This is a genomic window from Winogradskyella sp. HB-48, from assembly GCF_049942685.1.
In the GTDB taxonomy this organism is placed as follows: domain Bacteria; phylum Bacteroidota; class Bacteroidia; order Flavobacteriales; family Flavobacteriaceae; genus Winogradskyella.
Genome location: NZ_CP187934.1, coordinates 1,931,705 through 1,956,971 on the forward strand (window position 1 = coordinate 1,931,705; position 25,267 = coordinate 1,956,971).

At 33.8% G+C, this 25,267-nt stretch carries 27 protein-coding genes and 1 tRNA gene; 14 read left to right on the forward strand and 14 right to left on the reverse strand.

Annotation, left to right across the window (positions count from 1 at the left end):
- Nucleotides 1-15: 15 nt before the first annotated feature.
- The gene (locus ACPX19_RS08650; RefSeq protein ID WP_426429604.1) at nt 16-1,788 is read left to right on the forward strand and encodes an ABC transporter ATP-binding protein; all 1,773 of its coding nucleotides are present in this window, start codon (nt 16-18) and stop codon (nt 1,786-1,788) included.
- A gap of 7 nt (nt 1,789-1,795) precedes the next feature.
- Here the strand turns inward: ACPX19_RS08650 and ACPX19_RS08655 are convergent, their stop codons facing one another.
- Genes ACPX19_RS08655 through folP form a run of 5 tightly spaced genes read right to left on the reverse strand, consistent with a single transcriptional unit; the run spans nt 1,796 to nt 5,711 of the window.
- Nucleotides 1,796-2,572: a DUF3667 domain-containing protein gene (locus ACPX19_RS08655; protein ID WP_426429605.1), complete on the reverse strand. Its 777-nt coding sequence runs from the start codon at nt 2,570-2,572 to the stop codon at nt 1,796-1,798.
- Nucleotides 2,569-3,357: a DUF3667 domain-containing protein gene (locus ACPX19_RS08660; protein WP_426429606.1), complete on the reverse strand. Its 789-nt coding sequence runs from the start codon at nt 3,355-3,357 to the stop codon at nt 2,569-2,571. Before ACPX19_RS08660 ends, ACPX19_RS08655 begins: the two co-directional genes overlap by 4 nt.
- A complete protein-coding gene (gene cdaA / locus ACPX19_RS08665; RefSeq protein ID WP_426429607.1) occupies nt 3,357-4,139 on the reverse strand; it encodes a diadenylate cyclase CdaA in 783 nt (260 codons plus the stop codon). The genes ACPX19_RS08660 and cdaA overlap by 1 nt, the downstream gene beginning before the upstream one ends.
- Nucleotides 4,140-4,172: 33 nt before the next feature.
- Nucleotides 4,173-4,883: a hypothetical protein gene (locus tag ACPX19_RS08670; RefSeq protein ID WP_426429608.1), complete on the reverse strand. Its 711-nt coding sequence runs from the start codon at nt 4,881-4,883 to the stop codon at nt 4,173-4,175.
- Nucleotides 4,884-5,711, reverse strand: a complete 828-nt coding sequence (folP, locus tag ACPX19_RS08675; RefSeq protein ID WP_426429609.1) for a dihydropteroate synthase — start codon at nt 5,709-5,711, stop codon at nt 4,884-4,886.
- A 96-nt stretch (nt 5,712-5,807) separates the two neighbouring features.
- On the opposite strand from folP, the gene ACPX19_RS08680 reads away from it, so the two are divergent.
- The 7 genes from ACPX19_RS08680 to ACPX19_RS08710 all read left to right on the forward strand — a co-directional run bounded on the left by ACPX19_RS08680 (nt 5,808) and on the right by ACPX19_RS08710 (nt 12,006).
- Entirely contained in the window at nt 5,808-6,350 is a 543-nt protein-coding gene (locus tag ACPX19_RS08680; RefSeq protein ID WP_426429610.1) for a DUF1599 domain-containing protein, read from the forward strand.
- A gap of 82 nt (nt 6,351-6,432) precedes the next feature.
- Nucleotides 6,433-7,527, forward strand: a complete 1,095-nt coding sequence (locus ACPX19_RS08685; protein ID WP_426429611.1) for a BT_3928 family protein — start codon at nt 6,433-6,435, stop codon at nt 7,525-7,527.
- A 1-nt stretch (nt 7,528) separates the two neighbouring features.
- Nucleotides 7,529-8,605 (forward strand): ABC transporter permease, encoded by a 1,077-nt coding sequence (locus tag ACPX19_RS08690; RefSeq protein ID WP_426429612.1) that lies wholly within the window; start codon nt 7,529-7,531, stop codon nt 8,603-8,605.
- Nucleotides 8,606-8,694: 89 nt separating this feature from the next.
- Nucleotides 8,695-9,444 carry a triose-phosphate isomerase gene (tpiA, locus tag ACPX19_RS08695; RefSeq protein WP_426429613.1) on the forward strand — a complete coding sequence of 250 codons (750 nt, stop codon included), beginning with the start codon at nt 8,695-8,697 and terminating at the stop codon, nt 9,442-9,444.
- Nucleotide 9,445: 1 nt separating this feature from the next.
- Entirely contained in the window at nt 9,446-10,285 is an 840-nt protein-coding gene (gene prmA, locus ACPX19_RS08700) for a 50S ribosomal protein L11 methyltransferase (RefSeq protein WP_426429614.1), read from the forward strand.
- 244 nt (nt 10,286-10,529) lie between these two features.
- On the forward strand, nt 10,530-11,564 hold the full coding sequence (locus ACPX19_RS08705) for a M57 family metalloprotease (RefSeq protein WP_426429615.1): 1,035 nt from the start codon (nt 10,530-10,532) through the stop codon (nt 11,562-11,564).
- A gap of 166 nt (nt 11,565-11,730) precedes the next feature.
- Nucleotides 11,731-12,006, forward strand: a complete 276-nt coding sequence (locus ACPX19_RS08710; RefSeq protein ID WP_426429616.1) for an ATP-dependent Clp protease adaptor ClpS — start codon at nt 11,731-11,733, stop codon at nt 12,004-12,006.
- Between the two features lie 30 nt (nt 12,007-12,036).
- Here ACPX19_RS08710 and ACPX19_RS08715 read toward each other — a convergent pair whose 3' ends face one another.
- The 6 genes from ACPX19_RS08715 to ACPX19_RS08740 all read right to left on the reverse strand — a co-directional run bounded on the left by ACPX19_RS08715 (nt 12,037) and on the right by ACPX19_RS08740 (nt 15,713).
- Nucleotides 12,037-12,309 carry a heavy-metal-associated domain-containing protein gene (locus ACPX19_RS08715; RefSeq protein WP_426429617.1) on the reverse strand — a complete coding sequence of 91 codons (273 nt, stop codon included), beginning with the start codon at nt 12,307-12,309 and terminating at the stop codon, nt 12,037-12,039.
- A 7-nt stretch (nt 12,310-12,316) separates the two neighbouring features.
- Nucleotides 12,317-12,520 (reverse strand): YgaP family membrane protein, encoded by a 204-nt coding sequence (locus ACPX19_RS08720; RefSeq protein WP_426429618.1) that lies wholly within the window; start codon nt 12,518-12,520, stop codon nt 12,317-12,319.
- Nucleotides 12,521-12,531: 11 nt separating this feature from the next.
- A complete protein-coding gene (locus tag ACPX19_RS08725; RefSeq protein ID WP_426429619.1) occupies nt 12,532-13,938 on the reverse strand; it encodes an MBL fold metallo-hydrolase in 1,407 nt (468 codons plus the stop codon).
- Nucleotides 13,939-14,054: 116 nt separating this feature from the next.
- A complete protein-coding gene (locus ACPX19_RS08730; RefSeq protein WP_426429620.1) occupies nt 14,055-14,471 on the reverse strand; it encodes a DUF6691 family protein in 417 nt (138 codons plus the stop codon).
- Nucleotide 14,472: 1 nt separating this feature from the next.
- Nucleotides 14,473-15,030: a YeeE/YedE family protein gene (locus ACPX19_RS08735; RefSeq protein WP_426429621.1), complete on the reverse strand. Its 558-nt coding sequence runs from the start codon at nt 15,028-15,030 to the stop codon at nt 14,473-14,475.
- A gap of 47 nt (nt 15,031-15,077) precedes the next feature.
- Nucleotides 15,078-15,713: a Crp/Fnr family transcriptional regulator gene (locus ACPX19_RS08740; protein ID WP_426429622.1), complete on the reverse strand. Its 636-nt coding sequence runs from the start codon at nt 15,711-15,713 to the stop codon at nt 15,078-15,080.
- Nucleotides 15,714-15,797: 84 nt separating this feature from the next.
- Between ACPX19_RS08740 and ACPX19_RS08745 the strand changes: the two genes are divergently transcribed.
- A tRNA-Arg gene (locus ACPX19_RS08745) sits at nt 15,798-15,871 on the forward strand.
- Nucleotides 15,872-15,955: 84 nt separating this feature from the next.
- Here ACPX19_RS08745 and ACPX19_RS08750 read toward each other — a convergent pair.
- Nucleotides 15,956-16,408 carry a pyridoxamine 5'-phosphate oxidase family protein gene (locus ACPX19_RS08750; RefSeq protein ID WP_426429623.1) on the reverse strand — a complete coding sequence of 151 codons (453 nt, stop codon included), beginning with the start codon at nt 16,406-16,408 and terminating at the stop codon, nt 15,956-15,958.
- 158 nt (nt 16,409-16,566) lie between these two features.
- Here ACPX19_RS08750 and ACPX19_RS08755 point away from each other — a divergent pair, with 158 nt between their 5' ends.
- Nucleotides 16,567-17,433 (forward strand): anti-sigma factor, encoded by an 867-nt coding sequence (locus ACPX19_RS08755; RefSeq protein ID WP_426429624.1) that lies wholly within the window; start codon nt 16,567-16,569, stop codon nt 17,431-17,433.
- 76 nt (nt 17,434-17,509) lie between these two features.
- Here ACPX19_RS08755 and ACPX19_RS08760 read toward each other — a convergent pair whose 3' ends face one another.
- Nucleotides 17,510-17,662, reverse strand: a complete 153-nt coding sequence (locus ACPX19_RS08760; protein ID WP_426429625.1) for an SsrA-binding protein — start codon at nt 17,660-17,662, stop codon at nt 17,510-17,512.
- Between the two features lie 595 nt (nt 17,663-18,257).
- Here ACPX19_RS08760 and ACPX19_RS08765 point away from each other — a divergent pair.
- Together ACPX19_RS08765 and ACPX19_RS08770 are read left to right on the forward strand one after the other, a co-directional pair.
- Nucleotides 18,258-20,213 carry an endonuclease gene (locus ACPX19_RS08765; protein ID WP_426429626.1) on the forward strand — a complete coding sequence of 652 codons (1,956 nt, stop codon included), beginning with the start codon at nt 18,258-18,260 and terminating at the stop codon, nt 20,211-20,213.
- A gap of 173 nt (nt 20,214-20,386) precedes the next feature.
- The gene (locus ACPX19_RS08770) at nt 20,387-21,337 is read left to right on the forward strand and encodes a calcium/sodium antiporter (protein WP_426429627.1); all 951 of its coding nucleotides are present in this window, start codon (nt 20,387-20,389) and stop codon (nt 21,335-21,337) included.
- A gap of 57 nt (nt 21,338-21,394) precedes the next feature.
- On the opposite strand, the gene ACPX19_RS08775 is transcribed toward ACPX19_RS08770, so the two are convergent.
- Nucleotides 21,395-22,411 (reverse strand): glutamine synthetase beta-grasp domain-containing protein, encoded by a 1,017-nt coding sequence (locus tag ACPX19_RS08775; protein WP_426429628.1) that lies wholly within the window; start codon nt 22,409-22,411, stop codon nt 21,395-21,397.
- A gap of 176 nt (nt 22,412-22,587) precedes the next feature.
- On the opposite strand from ACPX19_RS08775, the gene ACPX19_RS08780 reads away from it, so the two are divergent.
- Together ACPX19_RS08780 and ACPX19_RS08785 are read left to right on the forward strand one after the other, a co-directional pair.
- A complete protein-coding gene (locus ACPX19_RS08780) occupies nt 22,588-24,774 on the forward strand; it encodes a glutamine synthetase III (RefSeq protein WP_426429629.1) in 2,187 nt (728 codons plus the stop codon).
- Nucleotides 24,775-24,968: 194 nt separating this feature from the next.
- The gene (locus ACPX19_RS08785; RefSeq protein WP_426429630.1) at nt 24,969-25,106 is read left to right on the forward strand and encodes a hypothetical protein; all 138 of its coding nucleotides are present in this window, start codon (nt 24,969-24,971) and stop codon (nt 25,104-25,106) included.
- Nucleotides 25,107-25,267 lie beyond the last annotated feature (161 nt).

Sequence of the window (25,267 nt, forward strand, 5' to 3'; positions counted from 1 at the left end):
CAAGTTCAGTACAAGATGGCAGAAAAAGAAAAAAAGAAAATATTTGACACCACGCTCTTTAAGCGATTGCTATTTTATATAAAGCCATATAAAACAGTTTTTATAATTTCTTTAGTATGTGTTATCGGTCTTGCTGCATTTGGAGCTTTAAGGCCTTTAGTGTTGAAAGAAGCTATAGATGTAAAAATAGCAAATAAAGAATATGATGGTTTTGTATTCTATATGGGCATTATGCTGGTGCTCCTTATCTTAGAAGTTATTTCTCAATTACTTTTTATATACTATGCAAGTTGGCTAGGTCAATCTGTGGTAAAAGATGTACGTGTTAAGCTTTTTAAACATATTTTAAAGTTTAAGATGACGTATTTCGATAAATCCTCTGTTGGTGTGTTGATTACAAGAGCAGTAACAGATATGGAACGTATTGCTGATATTTTTGGTGAAGGTTTATTCATGATTTTTAGTGATATTCTAAAAATGTTGGTTGTAGCCATCTTTATGTCATTCATAAATCTGAAAATGAGCTTAATCGTTTTTGCAACCATGCCTATTATTATAGTGGCAACTAGAATTTTTCAGAAGTATATGAAGCGTGCTTTCGAAGATGTGCGTACCGAGGTGTCCAACCTTAATTCCTTTGTGCAAGAGCGTGTAACTGGTATGAAAATTTTGCAACTCTTTACTCGTGAAGCCACAGAGTATAAAAAATTCAAAGCTATAAACGAACGTCATAAAAAAGGGTGGTTAAAAACCGTTTGGTATAACTCTATTTTCTTTCCGGTTGCCGAGTTTGTATCTTCGCTTACAATGGCTTTGGTGATTTTAGTTGGTGGTTTTGATGCTGTTTCAGAGAGTGCAGGCACAACCTTGGGAGAACTTATTTCGTTTACTATGTTTATCCCAATGTTGTTTAGGCCATTATATCAAATAGCCAACAAATTCAATACGTTGCAAATGGGAATGGTTGCTGCGGACCGTGTGTTTAAAGTATTGGATACGACTTCTAATATTGATGATAACGGTACAATTGAAGCTAATCATTTCAAAGGAGAAATTGAGTTTGACAACGTCAGGTTTTCTTATGTTAAAGATGAAGAAGTGCTAAAAGGGATTTCTCTTAATGTTGAAGCTGGTGAAACTGTTGCTATTGTCGGTGCAACAGGTGCAGGTAAATCTACAATCATTAATTTATTAAATCGTTTTTATGAGATAGATTCTGGTCAAATAAGAATTGACGGCACTGATATAAAAGAAATGACCTTAAGCTCATTGCGAAACCAAATCGCCGTAGTGTTGCAAGATGTCTTCTTATTTGCTGATACCATTTTAAATAATATTACGCTTAATAATGAGTACATCACAGAAGAAGACGTTGTTATTGCTGCTAAAGCCATAGGGATTCATGATTTTATAACAAGTCTTCCAGGTGGGTATAATTATAATGTTAAAGAACGGGGAGTTATGTTGTCCTCTGGTCAGCGCCAGTTGATTTCATTTTTAAGAGCTTATGTGACTAACCCTAGCATTCTTATATTAGATGAGGCTACGTCATCTGTAGATTCATATTCTGAGCAATTAATTCAGGAAGCTACGGATACAATAACAAAAGGTAGAACTTCTATTGTAATTGCTCACAGATTAGCAACCATTCAGCAAGCAGATAAAATCATTGTAATGGATGCTGGAAAAATTGTTGAAATAGGCACGCACAAATCATTGCTCAAAAAGAAAGATGGCTACTATAAGAATTTATATGAGGTACAATTCTTAAAGGCTGAAACCATTTAAAAAGGACTTATTTTGGTCTAAAATCCTCTAAATTTATAATGCCTGTTATCAACATGATAACAAAGACTAGAATGGAAATAATAATATAAGCTACAAAAAACAAAGCTAAGAATATTACGGTTCTAAGTGCCAAATCACCAAATGTTAGCTTAAAAATTCTTTTTAATATATAACAATGATAAATAAACATCAATGGCCACGTCAATAAACTAAATGTAAAGTAACCATCGGGCATTAACATTAGAACAATCTGAGACGCAAATGCCAGCAGTACTGACAACATTGACATGGAGTACAAATAGATAATGATGTGTTCAGTAAAATTGTATTTCTTATTTAAAAAAACTATCCAAGATATAAATCCAAAAAGTGGTATTAAAAATGAATAAAAAAGTGAGTTGTATTCAAAAATACCACTTGAAGTTTGGTCAAAGATTTCTTTATTAATACCTCCAAATTTTTCCGCAAAGTCTAAATGCTGGAGATAGAATTTTTTTATAATAAATAATGAAAGTCCTGAAATCGTAAGGGACAATCCAAAGAAACTTATTGGGTTTATATAGCGTTTTCTAACACCATTAATGTAGCCGACAATTACATCTTCAGGTTGTTTAAAAAGCTGAACAAAGGTTCTTAACAACTTATTGTCATAATTAAAAAACGTCTCGCTTAAATGTTCAAATAGATTTTTAAATGATAAGCGCTTTCTGATTACCTTACCACCGCATTTCTTGCAGTAGTCGTCTTTTTCATCTAATTCGGTATGACAGTTTTTACAGTTCATTTGTTTATAAGTACTATGGCTAACAAAATCAACATTATTAAAACGAATAGGACTAATAAAGATCCCATATAAATAATCATGGCTAGAATAAATTTAGCCAAAGTATTCCAGAAACTATCTTTAAAAACCTGTTTAAGAACATAGAAAAAGTAAATAAAGGTAGGTAAAGTTAGTATGGTTGACACTATGATGTAATTTAGGCCAAATAGTAAGAACAAAATGCTAAAAACAGCAGTGATAATTATAATTTGACCAGAATAGTATAGGTTTAGCACCAAATGCTCAGTGTAATTCAATTTTCTGTCTCCTGAAATATGATAGGCCAACCAGGTACCTAAGGCAGAAAATGGTACGGTTAAGATGTAAATCAGTCCTTGATATTTTGTAAACATATCATATTCAATTCCAGCAAAAGGATTGTTTTCTTGACCTGGCATGCTTTGAAAGGTTTCGGTAAATTCTTTATCAAATCCGAGGGCATCCCTAAAAAAAGTAGTCATCAAAAATACTTGGATACCCGCTAATGTCAATGATACTGCGAAATACTGTAATACATCAATATATCTTTTTCTCGTACCATTGATGTATCCGCAAATAACATCTTCCGGGTTTTTAAAAAGGTCTATAAATGTTTTTAAAAACTTATTGTCAATGGATAAAAATTGCTCATTTACTTGAGCGGCTAATACTTTTGGTGTTAAGCGATTTTGAATGACTTTTGCTCCACACTCATCACAAAACTTTTGAGTATCCTTAAGGGCTTTATTGCAATTTTTACAATTCACTAGTTTAAGTCTTCTTTAATCTTTTTAACAAGATCGTCAGTGTCTTTAAACATGACGAATTCACCATTTTTGATATATGAAATTTGCCCGGTTTCTTCACTAACTGCAATGGCAAGTGCATCTGTTTTTTCGGTTATACCAATGGCAGCTCGATGTCGAAGGCCAAATCGTTCAGGTATGTGCTTTTCGTTATTAACTGGTAGGATAACACGTGTGGCCTTTACCACATTTTTATCAATAACTATGGCTCCATCATGTAGTGGACTGTTTTTAAAAAAGATACTTTCTATAATGGGTTGAGAGACTAAAATATTGGTGTCATCACCAGTATTGGTTAAAAAATCTAAGTTATTGTTGCGTTCAATAACGATTAACGCACCAGTATTTGTGGCTCCCATTCTGTTACAGGCATTGATTATGGCCTCAACATCCGTAGAGGTTTGGTCGTCGTTTTTAAGGAATTTAAAATTCTTGAAAATCCCTTTCTTGCCACCAATATTTGTGGAACCAACAAGCAGTAAAAATTTTCTGATTTCGGGTTGAAAAACCACAATAAGCGCAATAATACCAACCTTCATAAAACCATCAAAGATGCTGTAAAGCATCTGCATTTTTAAGTAGTCTGTAAGGCGCCATGCTATGTAGATAATAAGAATACCAATAAAAATATTGATGGCAACAGTTCCCCTTACAAGCTTGTAGATGTAATAGAGTAGAATAGCCACAAGGAAAACATCTACAAAGTCTATAAATCTAAATTCCCAAAGTTGTAAGTTTTCCAAGGTTAGTGCTTTTTGCTAATTTAATAATTTATGTTAATAAATGAATTCAAAAGGACTAACAATGATATCTTCTCTTTCTATTTGTGATAATTCTGATTTAATTGATATGTAATCTTCGAATGTTAATTTTTTATCAAAATATAGTTGTAATGAAAATCCCAATGCTACTATTGGAAATTCTGTTTTGGGAATCTCGCTTATGTATTCAGAAAATTTGAGTGATCTATCTTTATATTCAATATTTTTATTCCTGTCAAAAACTAAAGATAAAGTAACATATACGTGTTCAACATAACCTTTTCTGTAAAATTCACTTGAAGGCTCTAAAGGTTGAAGATTTAAGGAATCATTTCTTATGTCAACATATTTGTAATCGACATCCGTAAACTCCAAAAACCCCAAATTCTTAATGCTAATATCATTACAAGTAAAGTAGTTCTTCGCATTTTCATTTTTATGCATAGATTCTTTTTTGCGTTTGTTTTGCAAATATTGAATATGCGGTATAGCTTGTTTTAAGGTTAAGCGTTTATCTACATTAACCAGCCAGTTGGTAGTGCCGATAAGATTTTTTCTATTGAAAAGGGTAGAGTCTGGTTGGGTTTCATCATAAAAAATATAAACAGGTGAAACGTCTAAGACTTCTGTGATTTTAGCATTTTCAATTTCTGGTAGCTGTAATACACGTTCGTTGTTGCAACTTAAGATTATTGTAATTACAAGGAAGTATATAAGTTTCTTCATTTAATTTTTAGATAATTGATTGTACAACGTCACACATTCCACAGCTTCTTTAACATCGTGCACTCGCAGAATTTTTGCGCCTTTTTGCAAAGCAACCATGTGCAGTGCTGTTGTGCCATTGAGTGCATTTTCGGATGTGGTATTTAAAGTTTTGTAAATCATGGATTTTCTTGAAACACCTGCTAAAATGGGTTTGTCTACAATTTGAAGTAGTTCCATATGGTTAAGTAGCTCGTAATTTTGGTCTAGGGTTTTAGCGAAGCCAAAACCCGGATCTATAATAATATCGTTGATTTTTGCAGCATGTGCCTTTACAATCCGTTCAGCAAAATAGCTGTTGATGTCTTTAATCAAGTCATCATAATCCGTTTGCTGTTGCATGTTTTTAGGATTCCCTTTCATGTGCATCATAATATACGGTACACCAAGTTGCCCAACTGTTGCAATCATGTTGTCGTCTAAATGACCAGCCGAAATATCATTAATTATTGCGGCACCAACTTCAATACTTTTTTTGGCAACTTCACTTCTAAAGGTATCAATGGAAATTAAGGTTTCAGGAAAATATTTCAGAATTAACTCTACCACAGGAATCACACGATTCAGTTCTTCTGTTTCACTAACATCATCTGCACTTGGACGCGAACTATAACCACCAATATCTATAAAAGTAGCGCCTTCGTTAAGCATGGTTTCAACCTGATTTAAAATAGATTGTTCATCTCTATATTGTCCACCATCGTAGAAAGAATCTGGTGTCACATTGAGAATTCCCATTACTTTGGGTGTAGATATATCAATGAGTTTGCCTTTGCAATTTATGGTCATACAACTTATTAAAAGAGGCTGCTTAAAACTTTAAACCTCAAACTTTGAACTTCTAACTTATTTATGCGAAATTTACACAAATTTTTACGGAATTATATGCAAAATACATCTAAACAATACGATGCGGTAGTTGCTAAATGTAGAGCACTTTTTATAAACAAAATGAGTGATTATGGAAGTGCATGGAGGATACTAAGATTGCCTTCACTAACCGATCAGATTTTTATAAAAGCCCAGCGTATTAGAAGTTTACAGGAAAATGCAGTCCGTAAAGTAGATGAAGGGGAAGTCAGTGAGTTCATAGGTATCATTAACTATTGTATAATGGCATTAATTCAGTTAGAAAAAGGTGTTGTGGAGCAACCAGATATGGATACTGAGGAGGCTACAAAACTCTATGACGAAAAAGTTGCATTGACCAAGGAACTCATGATGAATAAAAATCACGATTATGGTGAAGCATGGAGAGATATGCGCGTGAGTTCGTTAACCGATTTGATTTTACAAAAGCTATTGCGTGTTAAGCAAATTGAAGATAACTCAGGGAAAACAATAGTAAGCGAAGGTATTGGTGCCAATTATCAAGACATGATAAATTATGCCATTTTCGCCATGATTCATTTGGGTGAAGGTGAATAAAATGAATGAGTATTAGGTTGAGCGCAGTCGAAGCTTTGATAATTTAAAATAAATTCCTACTGACACAGGAACGACAAAACATATGAAATACATTACACACATAAGTAGAATATTTGTTGGAGTTTTATTTATAATCTCAGGATTTATAAAGCTTAATGATCCATTAGGCTTTTCGTATAAACTTGAAGAATATTTTGGGGCTGATGTACTCAATCTAGAGTTCTTAATTCCTTATGCTCTGCTATTTTCGGTATTTGTGGTGGTTTTTGAAGTGGTTCTGGGAGTGTTTTTGCTTGTAGGATATAAACCAAAGTTTACAGTTTATAGCTTATTAGCCATGATTGTATTCTTCACGTTTTTAACCTTTTATTCGGCATATTTCGATAAGGTAAAAGACTGTGGTTGCTTTGGAGATGCGTTAAAACTAACGCCTTGGGAAAGTTTTACGAAAGATGTTGTATTACTAGTTTTAATATTGATTTTGGTAGCTGGCTTAAGGCATATAAAACCACTTTTCACCAAATTACCAACAACAGTTTTGGCTTTGTTGAGTTTTATAGTATCGTTATGGTTTGGCTATCATGTACTAATGCACTTACCAGCAATAGATTTTAGGGCATATGCTATTGGGAAAAATATACAGAAGCAAATGGAAATTCCTGAAAATGCCGCAAAACCAGTTTTAGAGTATACTTGGAAATTTAATATTAATGGCGAAGAAAAAGAATTTGTGACTAATGGAAGTTATCCAACTGTAGAAGGCGATTATGTTGGTGTTGAAACAAAGACGATTGATGAAGGTTATGTACCGCCAATTCAGGATTTTTCTATTGAGTCCGAAGATGAAAACCTTACGACTTATTTTATGGAAAAAGATAAGCTTGTAATGATTGCAATGTACAATATTACAACTGCAGAGTCGGATGGTGTTGCTAAATTAAAAGACTTTACAGACCAAGCTATTAAAAAAGGATATACTGTGATTGGTTTAACGTCTTCTGGTGAAGCCGAAAAGCAAAAAGTAAAACAAGATTATAACCTTAATTTTGATTTTTATCTATGTGATGAAAAAGTGGTTAAAACAATTGTCCGTGCAAATCCAGGTATCGTTATTTTAGAAAAAGGAACAGTTGTAAATAAAGCACATTGGAACGATATTGAAGATATAGAACTATAATTTGATAAGATACTTTGTAAATAAACTGTTCTATGCATTTATCACCTTATTAGGTGTCGTTACAGTTATTTTCTTTTTATTTACAATTCTTCCTGGTGATCCAGCAAAAATGATGCTTGGGCAAAATCAATCTGCCGAACAAGTAGAAGCAGTAAAAAAGAAATATGGTTTTGATAAACCAATTGGCACCCAATTTTTGTATTATCTTAATGATTTATCGCCAATTTCATTTCATTCAAACAATCCTGAAGACTATACCTACTTAAGTGCAGGTAAATATAATGCAGCAAAGCTGTTTACAATCGGAAATACTACAACGGTTGTAAAAACACCTTACTTAAGAGAATCCTTTACTAAACAAGGAAAAAAAGTAACAAATGTTATTGGTGAAACTATTCCAAACACCTTTGTTTTAGCAGTTTCAGCTATTATAATAGCAATAATTCTTGGGATTATCTTTGGGATTATTTCTGCTTTATACCGAGATACATGGATAGATAAAACCATACAAATTTTAAGTACATTTGGTATGAGTGTGCCTTCCTTTTTTAGTGCCATTCTTTTTGCATGGCTGTTTGGGTTTGTGCTGCACAAATATACCAACCTAGAGATGACAGGAAGTTTATATGAATTGGATGATTTTGGAGAAAAAATGACTATAAAATGGAAGAATTTAATTCTACCAGCTATAGTTTTAGGCATTCGTCCATTAGCTGTAGTTATTCAGTTGATGCGAAATTCACTATTAGATGTAATGAGTCAAGATTACATAAGAACGGCAAGAGCTAAAGGGTTGAGCGAGTTTAAAGTGATAAAAAATCATGCAGTTAAAAATGCTTTAAATCCAGTAGTTACTGCAATTTCAGGATGGTTTGCGTCAATGTTAGCTGGTGCTGTCTTTGTAGAATATATTTTTGGTTGGAATGGTCTAGGAAAAGAAATTGTTAATGCGCTCAATACTCTGGATTTGCCCGTAATAATGGGTTCAGTTTTAGTGATAGCCATTGTCTTTATAACCATTAATATTCTTGTAGATTTAGTCTATGCTAGGTTAGATCCTCGTGTCAAGTTATCTTAATAATTAACTGACAATTATCAACCAGCATTGAGCTTTAAAGTCTTATTTTTGTATACTTCAAACTATTAGTAGAATCAATTTAAAAGATCATGAGAAAACATATTGTCGCTGGAAACTGGAAAATGAACAATGGTTTAATTCAAACCAAAACCTTAATCACAGAGTTAAAAAAGCAAGAGAAAACATCTAATGCTGAGGTGATGATTGCGCCAACGTTTACCAATTTGTGGCATGCGTTTGAGGCTACAAGACAATATGATATAGAAGTAATTGCTCAAAATATGCATTTTGCTGAAAATGGAGCGTATACTGGAGAGATTAGTGCAGGTATGCTGACGAGCATTGGTATTAAAACAGTGATACTTGGTCATAGTGAGCGTAGAGCATATTTTAATGAAACAGATGAATCTTTAGCTAAAAAAGTAGATGCAGCTTTAGTACATGACATGCGAGTGATTTTTTGTTTTGGCGAAGAATTATCTGACCGTAAATCGGGTAATGAAGAAGCGGTGGTAGAAAGTCAAATTAAAAATGCCTTATTTCATTTAGGTTCAGATGCCTTTAAGCATATTGTATTGGCTTATGAGCCAGTTTGGGCTATTGGTACAGGTGAAACAGCTACACCTGACCAGGCACAAGACATGCATGCATTCATAAGAAAAACTTTAGCTGTAAAGTATGGTAATGACGTCGCAGAATCAGTATCTATCTTATATGGTGGAAGCGTAAAGCCAGATAATGCTAAAGAAATTTTTTCTAAGCCAGATGTAGATGGTGGACTAATTGGTGGTGCTTCATTGAAGGCTGAAGATTTCTTTGCGATTGTGAATGCATTTTAAAATGGCAAACCCTATATACATAGGCTACGAGTTTAAAGTAAATCCGCTACAGCCTGCTTCAGAAATTTTAATTGCAGAACTGGGCAATGCCGGATTTGAGAGTTTTGTGGAACATTCTGAGGGTGTTACAGCATATATTCAAAAAGATGATTGGAACGCTTTTATTCTTGAGGATATTCAGATTTTAAAATCAGATGAATTCAATATTTCCTATGAGTTTAATGAAATAGAGCAAACCAACTGGAATGAAGAATGGGAGAAGAACTTTAAACCCATAGTTGTAGATGATTTGGTAATGGTTCGTGCACCATTTCATGATAAGCCTAATACTAAGTACGATCTTGTTATTGAACCTAAAATGAGCTTTGGTACTGGTCATCACGAAACCACACACATGATGATTCAACATATATTAAAAAACGATTTTGTAAATAAATCTGTTTTAGATATGGGATGTGGTACTGGTGTATTAGCAATTTTGGCTGAGAAAGTAGGTGCCACAAAATTAGATGCTATAGATATTGATAACTGGTGTTACCTTAATAGTTTAGAGAATGTGGAGCGAAATGATTGTCAAAACATTTCGGTTTATGAAGGGGATGCCTCTCTACTAAAAAATAAAAAATACGATATAATTATTGCCAATATTAACAGAAACATATTGCTCACTGATATTCCGACATATGCCAACTGTCTAAATGAGAACGGAAAACTTTTCCTGAGTGGATTTTACGAAGATGATTTAAGTATCATTAAAGAAAAATGCTTTGAAAACCGTTTGACTTTTCAAAATAAAACACTCAGAAATAAGTGGGTGGGAGCTTGCTTTGCTTTTGAGTAATTATCACAAATAATTGTGTATTTTCTTATATATGTTAAAATATTCTGATAATTTAACATAAAAATTCAAAAAAGTGTGGATTTTCCGTAATCAAAAGATTGCTCATCTTCGTATTTTTAAACAAATAATATTATTTGCCCATAGTGATTTATTTTGGCTAGTGTCCTACAGATATTAGTCCTAATCTACCTATGATTTGTTTACGTAAACTTGTAAAACGAATTATTAATTTAACACACTCAAAATGAAACAATTGTCAAAATATTTAATGTATACAATAGCTGTTGCATTTACTTTTACAGCTTGTCAAAAGGATAATTCAGATGAAGAATTGTCAGGTATTCAAGAAGATTATATTATAAACCAAGATGATATTGGTAACAGAACTATCGTTACCGATGCGGCTTTGATAGAAGGTGTCAAATCTTTAGATATAGATGTTGGTTTGTTAACTAAAGGAGATTTTCACTTGCCAGACGGATCTATCGAGGAACGGTATTTTATAGGTAGTGATATTTCATTTACCCAAAAGGAATTGAATAAACTTATTCAGGCGCATGCTAATGGGCAAAAGCAATACAGAACTTTCAATTTAGTTACGGGTAGTAATCTTACTATTGATATTTTAGGATATACAGGCGGAAGTCAGGCGCTTTCAAGTAAAGCACAAACTGCTTTACAATGGGCTGTAGACAACTATAACAACCTTAATACTAATTTGCAGTTTAATTTAACTTTTGGGACAAATTATCAAGCTGCAGATATGGTTGTTTACGATAATACTATTAACAATCCTAGTAGTCAAGGAGGTGTGGCTGGTTTCCCAAACTCTAGTGGCCAACCAAACAAATTTGTTCAAATTTATGGCATAGAACAATTTTCTACAAACGTTAACGAGCATGTAATCACTCATGAAATAGGGCACTCTGTAGGATTTAGACATTCAGATTGGTTTGATCGTTTAAGTTGTCCACCAGTTGCTCAAGGTAATGAAGGCACAGGATCTGATGGTGCAGTTCACATTCCTGGCACACCAACTGGAAGAGATTTAACTTCGGTAATGCAAGCGTGCTTCTCTACAAGTGAAGATGGCGAATTTAATGCTAATGATATTACTGCATTAGAGTTTATGTATCCTTTAGCCTCTTCTGGCCCATGTGATGGTGTTTCAGAATGGCAAAGTGGTGTAAGTTATCCTATCGGTGCACGTGTTACCTATTTTGGTAATCTGTATGAAAGAGTAAGTGGCGGATGGTCATTTATTGGGCCATGTAATTAGTATTGGTCGATAACTTTTTAACATAGCAATAGGCTATTCAAAAAATGAATAGCCTATTGTTTTTTAGTATTTATCCTATTTGATATGACTATTATTATTTGCTATATAGTTTTTATGTTTTTAACTAAACATTTTTTATTTTTACTAATACTATAAAGAGGAAAATATGAGTCCCAACGAAAAACAATTAGAAGAACTACTCCTTGAAGAAGATGTGGTAAAGCAAAATGAAATTGTTTTATTCAATGACGATGTAAATACCTTTGATCACGTTATAGATACACTTATATATGCATGTGATCACACGCCAGAGCAAGCTGAGCAATGTTCAATTATTGTGCATTATAAAGGTAAATGTACTGTGAAGACAGGGCCTTATGAAGATTTAAAGCCAAGATGCTCTAAACTGCTGGAAGCAGGACTTAGTGCAGAAATAGTATAAAAGGAAAATCCCTCATAATTGAGGGATTTTTTATTTTGTCATTCTTCCAACAGCACAACTCACAAATGATTTGGCCTTTTTGGGGAGGGAGTTTGCTTCACCTATCATAGGATAGCCTAAATCTGAAAGTTTTGTTTTGGCCACTTCAAATTCTTGGTCAGAGCTGTGGTCAAAACTAACTTCGTATGTATCGTTGTTTACCATAACATTAGAAATACCTTCTAATTTAGATAGTTGTGTCGATATCGTATTAGCACAACCACCGCATTTTAGGTTTTGTACTTGTACAGTTGTATGTTTCATTTTGTAATTATTTTCGTTTGCATGTATTCCATCCAAACGGTAAATAAAGCGGACAGAAACTAATAAAACTTGTGAGTAAGAAAATAATAGCAAGTGCCATTAAAACATAAGCTAAAGTACCTTCGATAATACCAAAATAAGACAATAAGGCTATAGTAATAGCAATTACAATTCTAATGCCTTTGTCTAAACTTCCCATATTTTTTTTCATAATAAGTGCTTTTAAAGTGTTGATGGACATACAAAATTAGTTGTTGGTAATTCTGTTTTCTTAATTGCATCAAATCCACCGGCAATATCTACCAAATTATGATAGCCTCTTGCTTTTAAAATGGAAGCTGCAATAACAGAACGGTAACCGCCGGCACAGTGAATATAATAGGTTTTATCCCTATCGATTTGATCCATTTGATTATTAATATAATCAAGCGCAAAATGTTGTACATTTTCTAAATGCATGCTCTTATACTCACCGTCTTTACGAACGTCTAAAACATTTAATTTTGAGGCATTAGCTCGTTTCTCAAATTCTTCTGCAGAAATAGATTTTAAAGTGTCAATTTCCTTTCCTGAAGCTTTCCATGCATCCATACCTCCTTCAAGATAACCTAATGTATTATCATAACCAACACGAGATAATCTTGTAACGGCTTCTTTAGATTTGCCTTCTGGTACAACTAGCAATATAGGTTGTTTAATATCTGTAATTAAAGCACCAACCCATGGGGCAAACTGTCCGTTTAAACCTATAAATATAGAATTAGGAATGTGACCTTTAATAAAATCAGATTGTGTTCTAACATCTAAAACTAGTGCAGATTCGTGATTTGCCAATGCTTCAAATTCTTCTGGTGACAATGGGTTGTTTCCTGTTTTAAGAATATCATCAAAAGCGTTATAACCCATTTTATTCATCATAGCATTTTTGGCAAAATACTGAGGAGGTGGTGCAATGCCGTGAAGCACTTCCTCAATAAACTCGTTCCTTGTCATATCTGCACGTAGGGCATAGTTTGTTTTCTTTTGTTCGCCTAGAATACCAACGGTTTCTTTGCTTAAATTTTTACCGCAAGCAGAACCCGCACCATGAGCCGGATATACAATAACATCATCAGCCAATGGCATAATTTTGTTTCTGAGGGAATCATATAACATACCAGCTAAGTCACGCTCTGTAAGATCTGATTTAATGGCTAGATCTGGTCTTCCAACATCACCGAGGAAAAGCGTGTCTCCAGAAAAAATAGCATAGTCTTTACCGTTTTTATCCTTAAGTAAATAGGTAACGGATTCTAGTGTATGACCAGGCGTGTGAAGTACTTTTATCGTGAGTTCACCAAGTTTAAGCTCTTCACCATCAGAAGCAGAATAAATATTATAAGCCGTTTTTGCACCTGGGCCAAAAACGATTGTTGCACCAGTTTTCTCAGCTAAGTCTACATGTCCTGAAACAAAATCTGCATGAAAATGTGTTTCTAGAACATACTTAATCTTGGCATTATTGGCTTTGGCTTTATCAATATATTGCTGTGTTTCTCTCAAGGGATCTATTATGGCTACCTCTCCTTGAGATTCAATATAATAAGCACCTTGAGCTAAACATCCAGTATATAATTGTTCGATTTTCATAAGTTTATATTTTCTATTTTAACAATAAGTTCTAAAGACTTTCTTGCTTTTTAAATTTAAGCGAAATTATTAAAGCAAAAAAATCTCAACGTATTAATTGTTACATAAGTCGTACATCAATGAGGAAGCTTACTTTTTAATAATCCATAAACAAATGTACCTGCTAAAGCAGCAGCAATAACAATTAACATTGAGAATAACCCTGTGCCTACTAAAATGTACATTGGTCCAGGGCAAGCACCACAAAGTGCCCAGCCTAGTCCAAAAATACTTCCACCAACTACATATCGTATTAAACCTTTGTCTTTAAGCGGCACACGTATGTCAGTGCCTTCGGTAGTTTTTAGACGACCTTTTTTTGCGATTAATAAGAGGATAATGCCTGTAGTAACGGCAGTGCCGATAATTCCATACATATGAAAAGATTGAAACTTGAACATTTCAAATATACGATACCACGATACTGCTTCAGACTTGACAAGCACAATGCCAAAGAATATTCCGACAAATAAAAACTTTAAAAACTTTTTCATTTTAAAAGAGAATTGGAAAGATGAAATGAATCATGACCAGGCCACCAATAAAAAATCCTATAACGGCAATTAATGATGGTAACTGTAAACTACTTAGCCCTGTAATGGCATGCCCTGATGTACATCCACCAGCATATCGTGTGCCAAAACCAACTAAAAAACCACCTACAAGTAAAATCGCCATACCCTTTAATGTAAAGACATTTTCCCATGAAAAAAGTTCTGGTGGTAAAAGACTATTTCCAGCATTGTTAAAACCGAGTTCTCTCAAGTCGTTTATAGTCTCAGCGCTTAGATTAATATCTATTGGGTTTGAAAGAAAGTAGTGTGCAATAAATCCACCGATTACGGCACCAATCATCACGGTGAGATTCCATCTATGGCTTTTCCAATCAAAATTAAAAAAATCAGAAAGTTTGCCGGCTCCACCAATAGCGCACATTGTTCTAAGATTAGAAGACATGCCAAATGTTCTGCCAAAATAAAGTAGTAAAAACATAACTATAGCAATGCACGGACCCGATACATACCACGCCCAGGGTTCTTTAATTAGTTCCATTTAATTTTAAAAATTTGAAAGTTAAGAATTGAGGTTTTTTACAGAAATTAAAAGTCTATAACATGAATTTTATTCCTTCCTAAAGTTATGCGCTGTTGTTTTTCGAGTTGTTTTAATAATCTCGATACAACCACTCTTGATGTATGCATATCTTCTGCAATTTCCTGATGTGTAATTTCTAAATCTATAGAACCTGTGAGTTTTACCTTATCTGTTAGATATTTAAAAAGTCTCTCGTCCATTTTCATAAATGCTAAGGTGTCTATAGTTTCAAGCATTTCATCAAAACGTATCTGATAGCTTTGTAGGATAAAATTTCTCCAACTATCGTTAGTATCAAACCAGCTTCGCATCTCGTCTATTGGTATCATGATAACCGTGGTATCTTCTTCTGCTATGGCTCTTATTTTGCTAGCGGATTTTGCCATACAGCACGTTAAGGACATGGCGCAAGTATCGCCAGATTCTAATACATAAAGTAATAATTCACTACCTTCATTATCCTCTCGAAGAACTTTGATGTTTCCTCTTATTAAAAGCGGAACAAACTTTAGTTCTTGCCCAATATCTATAATGATATCATTTTTCTTAAAGGTTCTAAGCTCTGCGACTTGAGAAATATTGTTGAGAATCTCTTCATCAAACAAATATGAAAACTGTTCTAAAATATCTTTTGAAATCATGTTTCAAAAATAATCATTTAGAATTTTGAAATAAATAGTTTGGTTGTTTTTTAATAAAAGTTATATATTTGCAGCCCTTTATAAGGCCTCGTGGCGCAACTGAATAGCGCATCTGATTACGGCTCAGAAGGTTACAGGTTTGAATCCTGTCGAGGTCACTAAAAAAAAGCAAGCAGTATTAATGCTTGCTTTTTTTAATGGTATTTTATTAGATAATTTTTCGTCATGATTATCAATTTTCATTAAGACTTCATTTTTCCTGTGATATCATCTATTCTAATAAGAAAGACAATAGGAGTTTCCATATTGTAAATTTTACTCGAAAATTGGCTAATATAATCTAAGTCTTTATGCTCTTTTTTTAAAACAATGTTTTTAATGCCTAAAGAAAACTCATGTAGATAAAGCTTAGCGGTACCTCCATCAATTTCATCATAGTGACCATGTGCCATAACAGATTGCCATTTGTTATTGCTAAAAATATCCGCTACTGTCATGGAAACTGATGTGTGCTTTCGCATGGATTTGATTTTGTGTCCATTACCAGAGTAGCAAATTATATAATCTTCTTCTTCATTATAATAATAAGTAATTGGAATGGTATAAGGTCTATTACCACTTATGTAAGACAAATAGCCTATGTAATTGTTTTTTAAAATCTCAGAGCACCTATTTTGTTCTAAACTTTTAATCATGACTGTAATATTTGCTCATAAGTTAATAACTAAGTTGCTACTTTTTAATGACTTTGGTCAGCTTTATGAATAAAAAAATCACAACTGTTAGCTACCTAACAGTTTAGGTGATATACGTGTTCTAGTTTTGTTGTATAAAATTTTTAAAATAACAAGCGATGATTAAAAAAACATTTTTAGGATTATTGGCATTAAGTTTTTTTGCCGTGTCTTGCAGTAGTGACGATGATAATAATACGTCTACAACATCAGATTTAACTTTAAACCTACAAGGTTTAGAAGCTTTGGGGAGTGATTATGTTTATGAAGGGTGGATAATTGTAAATGGACAACCTATAAGTACTGGTACTTTTACAAGTGTTACTTTCCCACAAACATTTTCTGTTAACACTCAGCAATTGGAAAATGCAACAACATTTGTGCTGTCAATTGAGCCAGCAGTAGATCCAGATCCTGCACCAGCTGATACTAAAATGTTAGTTGGTGATTTTAATGGTGCTTCAGCATCTGTGAGTACAGCAATTGTAGGTGATTTTTCAAATGCTTCAGGTTCGTTCTTTTTAAGAACTCCTACTGATGAAATGGGAATGAATAATGGGAATGATCAATATGGAGTATGGTTTGGTACACCTGGTATGCCACCGGTACCAAACTTTGTATTGCCAACATTGCCTGCAGGATGGGCTTATGAAGGTTGGGTAGTTGGAGATTCAGGTCCTTTAAGTACAGGTACATTTACAGCTTTTAACTCAGCAGATAGTTTGGCACCTTTTAGTGGGACAGCAGGTGGGCCACCTGTACCAGGTGAAGACTTCTTTGAGAACGCTCCAACAGGTGAAACGTTTCCTTTAGATGTAAGAGGTCGTACGGTTGTAATATCGGTGGAGCCAGTACCAGATGATTCTCCTGCACCATTTGTGCTAAAACCATTGGTTGGTACAGCAGGTAATGATACTGCACCTGCAATACATGATTTTGGTCTTAATTTAGCCTCGTTTCCAATGGGCACTGTGACAAGAAACTAATATTGAAAAAGAGAATTTACCGCTAGAGCGATAGATTATATTGAGTTTTTAAAAGGCTGCCAATAGGCAGTCTTTTTTAGTCTAAAGCATTTTTAGTAATGAATGTTCGCCAACCTATTATAGCAAGCTGTATTTTACTGGCTTTGCTTAAGTCTAATTGTCTTTTAGAATAACTCGGGAGTATCGCTTTATTGATTTTTGCAATAATCTTAAAGATAGATGCCTTCATTTTATTGGTTTGCAAAAGGATGATTATGTCTTTTGTATGTTCTCTAAGCGATAAAAATAGTAAAACTTATTCTAGAACTAAGTTTTACTTGTTTTTTTGATTGGTTGTCCTTTTTTAATCTAAACTTAGAATATCGAGAATATGATATCGATAATCAGTTTTGCTAAAGTCATCATAATTTTTTGGTTTAGAGGTTAATTATTTGTTTTAAATTCTTGATTGAGTTTTCAATATATATCGACAACAAATATTCTTCCAAACGTTTTTATAAAAATCGACAAAATTGAATTTAAATTTATAACTAAAAAGATGAAATGTATTACTAAAAAATGTGACTTATCTTTATTAAAGTTATTAAATGAAACTATAAATTATATTTGGTATTACAAATTTACATGTTTGTAGAGGGTTTTTGGAATAACTTTTTAAATCGTAGAGGCATTTCATCTTTAAAAATCTCAATTTTTAACTTTTCATCTTTTTGAGGGTTTATTTTATGGTAAATATTATAGTATGATTCAATTAGCTTTTGTTAATAATTTTTAATTAACATTTATAGTCTTTTTTACCTTTATCTTTGGAAAAAAAATAAAAGATGAAACAATTCTTATTTGTTTTGGTATTAGTTCTATGTCATAATGCTTGGAGTCAGGTTTTGATTATTAATGAGTTAGATCCGGATTCTCCAAGTACAGATACAGCGGAGTTTATAGAGCTGAAATCACAAACACCAAATTTTTCAACTGATGGTTATATTTTGGTGTTCTTTAATGGGTCTTCAAGCGGTGCAGATTCTAGCTATATGGTTATAGATCTTAATGGTTACCAAACAGACATTAATGGGTTATTGGTAATAGGAAGTGAAGGTGTATATCCATTTCCTCAGTTAATAATATCAGAAAACGTTATTCAAAATGGTGCAGATGCAGTTGGTATTTACCAAGCTTCTGTAAGCGATTTTCCTGAAGGTACTTTGGCAACTCAAAATAATCTTATTGATGCTATGGTCTATGGCACTAATGATGCAGATGATACTGTACTTATGGGTTTGTTAGGCGAAACTGTTCAATATAATGATAATGGAACGAATTCTACCGAAAGATCCATACAACGCTTTGTAGATGGCATGGGAGTAGAATCCTATGCAACAGCAACACCAACTCCAAGACGCGAAAATAATGGGTCGGGTATTGCAATTAATCCTATTCAAATTACTGTTTCAGACACACAATATGATGAAGGTTCATCTTTTGATATCACATTTACTGCGGAAACTAATGTAACTTCAGATTTAAATTTTACGATTAGCCTTAATAATTTGGGGTTTAATACTTCAGATTTTTCAGGTAATACCAACCTCACTATTTCAAACGGAACCAATTCAACCTCTACAACTATTACTCTAACAGACGATTCTGATGATGAAGGTGATGAGGAGATAAGAATTCAGTTTTCAGATTTAGAAGAACCAATTGTTCCAGGAAATAATTTTGTGGAGGTTAGAGTAGTGGATAATGACTTTACGGTTGAAGCTTGGGGAACACCTATTAATCCAACGACAGGAATGGTTCAGAGTACACAACCAGAGGGTTACTACGATAGTCTAGATGGCTTGTCTGATTTAGCATTAAGACAAGCATTACAAGATATTATTGCAGATCCAACAGTAGTGAGGGCACAAACGTATGCAGATGTTGTTGATATTTTACTTGAAGCAGATCAAAACCCAGAAAATAGTAATCAGGTATGGCTACTGTATACCGAAGAAGGTCGAGCAAAATTAGATTTGCAAACCGGTAGTGACGGTACAGGAAAGTGGAATAGAGAGCACACATTTCCGCGTTCTAGAGGTGGATTTGATGATATTGAAGAAGATGAAATTGCAGATGGTATTGATGTGTTTTGGACAACCGAAGCCGATTCGCTTAGACATGGTAACTCTGATGCCCATGCTTTGCGTGCTGTTGATGCCGTAGAAAATAGTTCACGTGGTAATCAACACTATGGTCAATATATTGGCCCTACTGGCACATTGGGTAGTTTTAGAGGTGATGTAGCGCGCAGTGTGTTGTATATGGAAATACGTTACAACGGACTACAGGTGGTAAATGGATTTCCTGATATAACTGGGCAATTAGGTGATTTGGCAACGTTGCTGGATTGGCATAGAAATGATCCGCCAGACGATTTTGAAATGAACAGAAACAACGTGGTTTACACTTGGCAGTTTAATAGAAATCCGTTTATAGATCAACCAGATTTGGTAGAATATATTTGGGGAAATAATGTAGGTGAAGTTTGGAGTCAGCCACTGAGCATTGAAGAGAATGAGTTGAATACTATTTCATTATATCCAAACCCAACATCTGGTAGGTTGTATATAAATGCAACTGATGCGGTCAGTGTTGAAGTCTATTCTGTGGAAGGGAAAAGATTAAGACAATATAACTCTATAGATAATTATGTTGATTTGGATTTAGCGTCAGGTTTGTATTTATTAAAACTTAAAAATGAAAAAGGATTTGTAACAAGGAAAATAGTCGTTGAATAAATAACTTAAAACAAAATAGAAAAGCCAAACTCAATATTTAAGTTTGGCTTTTCCCGTTTTTGATTGATTGATGAAATTTTAGCTTACTTCTCCTTTTAGTTTCTATTTGCTTTGAAAATGAAATATTATCTTCGCAATTCTTAAAAAAGATGAATTAAATATTTGTGTTGTAGATGAGTGTATTTCTTGTTATAGTTGGGCTAGCATTGTTGGTAGTTGGTGGTGATTTTTTAGTGAGAGCATCTGTGGGATTATCTTTTAAGCTAAAGATTTCTAAACTTGTTATAGGTATGACAGTGGTATCGTTTGCTACCTCGGCACCAGAGCTTTTGGTAAGCTTGCAAGCTGCCTTAGGTGGAAGTACAGATATTGCTCTAGGTAACGTAATAGGCTCTAATATAGCCAACATAGGATTAGTGTTGGGTATTACCGCTGTTATTTCTCCTTTAGTTGTAGATAGGGATTTTTACAGACTTAATTGGCCAATGATGATGTTGGTTTCATTTGCACTTTATTATTTTTTGAAGAATGATGAGTTACTGTCGGCTTTGGAAGGTGTAATTCTTTTTGTTGCTCTTATAGTATTCTTATTTATTCTTATTAGAAGTTCTAGGAACTCCATTAAGGCCAATTTAGATGAGGTAGACGAAGCTTTGGCTGAGGTGTCAAATTTTAAAATTGTAGCTTGGTTGCTCATAGGTGCAGCAGGATTGTATTTTGGTTCTGAATGGTTGGTTGATGGTGCTAAGCAGTTAGCTACAGCAGTTGGTGTGAGCGATTATGCTATTTCAGTAACCGTTATTGCTATAGGTACAAGTGTGCCAGAATTGGCAGCTTCTGTAATTGCGGCCTTAAAAAGAGAAAAAGCCATTTCATTGGGTAACCTTATAGGGTCAAATATTTTTAATATTTCTTCTGTTTTAGGGTTAACAGCCATTATAAAGCCCATAGCTGTAAATCCTGAAACTCCAGAAATTTTGTCTACAAATATTTTTTGGATGATTGCTTTTGCAGCAATTTTAGTGCCCTTAATTCTTATTCCAAAACGTTTTGAAATTGGACGTTTAAAAGGTATGTTATTGTTTGGTGCTTATATGGTGTTCATCTTCTTAGCACTTAAATAGATGCATAAAAAAAGCTCATATAAAATATGAGCTTTCTTCTATTTCATTTTGTGCTACTTAAATTTTAGCACTTTTTACGGTTTTCACAATTCTGCCCGCAACCTTGTAAGGGTCTGCATTAGAAGCAGGACGGCGATCTTCTAGCCAACCTTTCCAGCCTTTCTCTACAGTAATAATAGGGATACGAATAGAGGCACCTCTATCAGAAATCCCATAGCTAAATTGATCTATAGATTGTGTTTCGTGCTGACCTGTTAATCGTTGATCATTAAACTCTCCATATACTTCGATGTGCTCTTTAACCACTGGTCTAAAAGCTTCACATATTTTTTCATAAGTTTCTTTGCTACCACAAGTTCTTAGGGTTGTGTTTGAGAAATTAGCATGCATACCAGAGCCATTCCAGTCCATATCTTTTCCTAATGGTTTTGGGTGATATTCAATATAGTACCCATAATCTTCAGTCAAACGGTCTAACATGTAGCGCGCAACCCAGATTTCATCACCAGCTTTCTTGGCACCTTTAGCAAATAATTGAAATTCCCACTGACCAGAGGCTACTTCTTGGTTAATGCCTTCAAAATTCAATCCTGCAGCTATACAATAATCGGCATGGCGTTCAACAAGTTCTCTACCATGAGTGTTACGACCACCAACGGAACAATAATATAAACCTTGAGGTGCTGGGTATCCTCCAACAGGGAAACCTAAAGGTAGTTGTGTTTTTCTATCCATTATGAAATATTCTTGCTCAAAACCAAACCAGAAATCATTGTCATCATCGTCAATAGTAGCTCTTCCATTAGACTCATGTGGAGTTCCATCAGGATTTAACACTTCTGTCATTACCAAATATCCATCCTTTCTGCCTGGATCTGGATAAATGGCAACAGGCTTTAATAAACAATCTGAAGAACCACCTTCTGCTTGTCTGGTAGAACTGCCATCAAAAGACCAAATAGGACAGTCCTCTAATTTTCCACTAAAATTCTCTTCAATTTTAGTTTTACTTCTCATGTTTTGAGTAGGCTTATAACCATCTAGCCATATGTACTCTAATTTAGATTTACTCATTAGTAAAAGGATTTATGATTTGACGTTGCAAATATTATCTTTTTTTTTAAACAGTCAAAAAATATAGGGGGTTTTAGATAAAATGTTATTAATAGTTGTTAATAAACCCTAATTTTTAAGGGGTAAGTACTTATGGTTTTGATAATTTCGTACTTTTGAACCATAATTTTATTAATATGTCAACATTGAGATTTTTCGCTGTAAAAGAATCATTAAAGAGAAAACCTTTAAAAATAGAAGAGCCAAAAAGGCGTTCAGAAGTATTTGGTGCTAATGTGTTTAATGAGGCGGCCATGCGTCAATATTTAACAAAAGAAGCTTTGTCTAGCATTATCGAAGCGATAACGAAGGGGACTAAAATAGATAGAGTTTTGGCAGATCATATTTCTACCGGAATGAAAGAATGGGCCATTTCTAAAGGGGCAACTCATTATACGCATTGGTTTCAACCTTTAACAGGTGCAACTGCTGAAAAGCATGATGCCTTCTTTGAAACTATTGGAGATGGTGTTGCTATTGAAAAATTTGGAGGTAGCCAGTTGGTACAACAAGAACCAGATGCTTCTAGTTTTCCTCATGGAGGTATAAGAAATACCTTTGAGGCAAGAGGTTATACCGCATGGGATCCAACCTCACCTGCGTTTGTTTATGGAACTACGCTTTGTATACCAACAGTTTTTGTGTCTTACACAGGTGAAGCTTTAGATTACAAAACACCTTTATTAAGAGCGTTGCATGCAGTAGATAAAGCAGCAGTAGCAGTTTGTAAATATTTTGATAAAAATGTGAGAAAGGTAAGTGCCTCTTTAGGTTGGGAGCAAGAGTATTTTTTAATAGATAATGCTTTAGCAACATCTAGACCAGATATTGTACTCACTGGTAGAACATTATTAGGGCACTCACCGGCAAAGGGTCAGCAGTTAGACGACCACTATTTTGGGAGTATACCATCTAGAGCAATGGCATATATGAGAGATTTAGAAAATGAATGTATGTTGCTGGGTATTCCTGTTAAAACAAGGCATAATGAGGTAGCTCCAAACCAATTTGAATTGGCACCTATTTTTGAAGAAGCCAATCTTGCTGTAGATCACAATTCATTATTAATGGATGTGATGCAAAAGGTTGCTAAACGGCATAATTTTAGTGTTTTAATGCACGAAAAACCATTTGCAGGTGTTAACGGTTCGGGTAAGCATAATAACTGGAGTCTAAGCACAGATACTGGAATAAATCTTTTATCTCCCGGTAAAACACCGATGAGTAATTTACAATTCTTAACTTTTTTTATAAACACCATAAAAGCAGTGCAGACTTATGAAGAATTATTGAGAGCGGCAATTGCTTCTGCTAGTAATGATCATCGTTTGGGCGCTAATGAAGCACCTCCTGCAATAATTTCAGTATTTATTGGTGCTCAGTTAACTAAAGTTTTAGAAGAATTAGAAACTGTAACTAAGGGTAAATTATCACCTCAAGAGAAGACGGATTTAAAACTGAATGTAGTAGGTAAAATACCTGAAATATTATTAGATAACACGGATAGAAATAGAACATCACCTTTTGCTTTTACAGGTAATAAGTTTGAATTTAGAGCAGTTGGTTCCAAAGCCAATTGTGCAAATCCTATGACAGTTTTAAATACTATTGTGGCTAAGCAATTAATCGATTTTAAAGAAGAAGTAGATGTTTTGATCGATAAAAAGGGCATGAAAAAAGACGATGCTATTTTTAATGTGTTGAGAGAATATATTAAGACGTCAAAAGCTATTCTTTTTGAAGGAAACGGTTATAGCGAGGCATGGCAAAAAGAAGCAAAAAAACGTGGGTTGAGTAACAATAAAACAACACCAGAAGCACTGAAAGTTAAAGTAGCAAAATCGTCAATAGAGTTGTTTGAGAATCTTGGTGTAATGAACGAGGTTGAGGCAAAAGCACGCTATGAGATAGAAATGGAAGAGTACATCCTTCATGTTCAAATAGAGAGTAGGGTTATTGGAGATATTGCTCGTAATCATGTAGTGCCTACAGCTGTTAGATATCAAAATATTCTTATTGAAAATGTAAAAGGACTTAAAACTATATATGGTGATCAGTTTAAAGATTTTGCAAAAGAGCAATTGAATATTATTGAGCAGATTTCAAAACATATTGAAGCTATAAATTCTTCGGTAACTAAAATGATTGACGAACGAAAAAGTTTAAATTCTCAAAACAATATCGAAAAGAAAGCAAATGGTTACTGTAACAAGGTAAAACCATTTTTTGATGATATAAGATATCATTGTGATGAACTAGAATTAATGATAGACGACGAATTATGGCCGCTAACAAAATATAGAGAGTTATTATTTACAAAATAAGACCGTATAATTTAACTTTGTACGTAGTTATACGTATAAAATTAGGTTCAAAAATTACATTTTGTGTTGTTTGTCGATAACAAATGTCCCATTGTCGAAAACCCTATAGATTGTTGCAAAAAAACTAGTTTTCTCCATTTTTGCATGCGCTTTGTTTAGTATATTTGTAGTGCTATTAATCAATATTTGTAAAAATGAAGAAGTTACTATTAAGTGTAGCTATTCTAGTGGGTGCGACTTTAATTTTATCCCGAGACAATTCTAAAGACATAAAAGATGTTGTGAAGGATGAGGTTGTTAACATACAGCCTGAGCTACAGACGGAATCTTAAAATTTAAGATATTAACAAGGCTTTGAGCCATTAAAAATTCAATAAAGGATATTATCATTATTATGATTCTATCCTTTTTTATTCTGTCGGTTTTTTATTTTTTTTATTGATTGAAAAATATTTTTCTATATTGTGAAGCCTCAGATACTTAAGTGACCTAA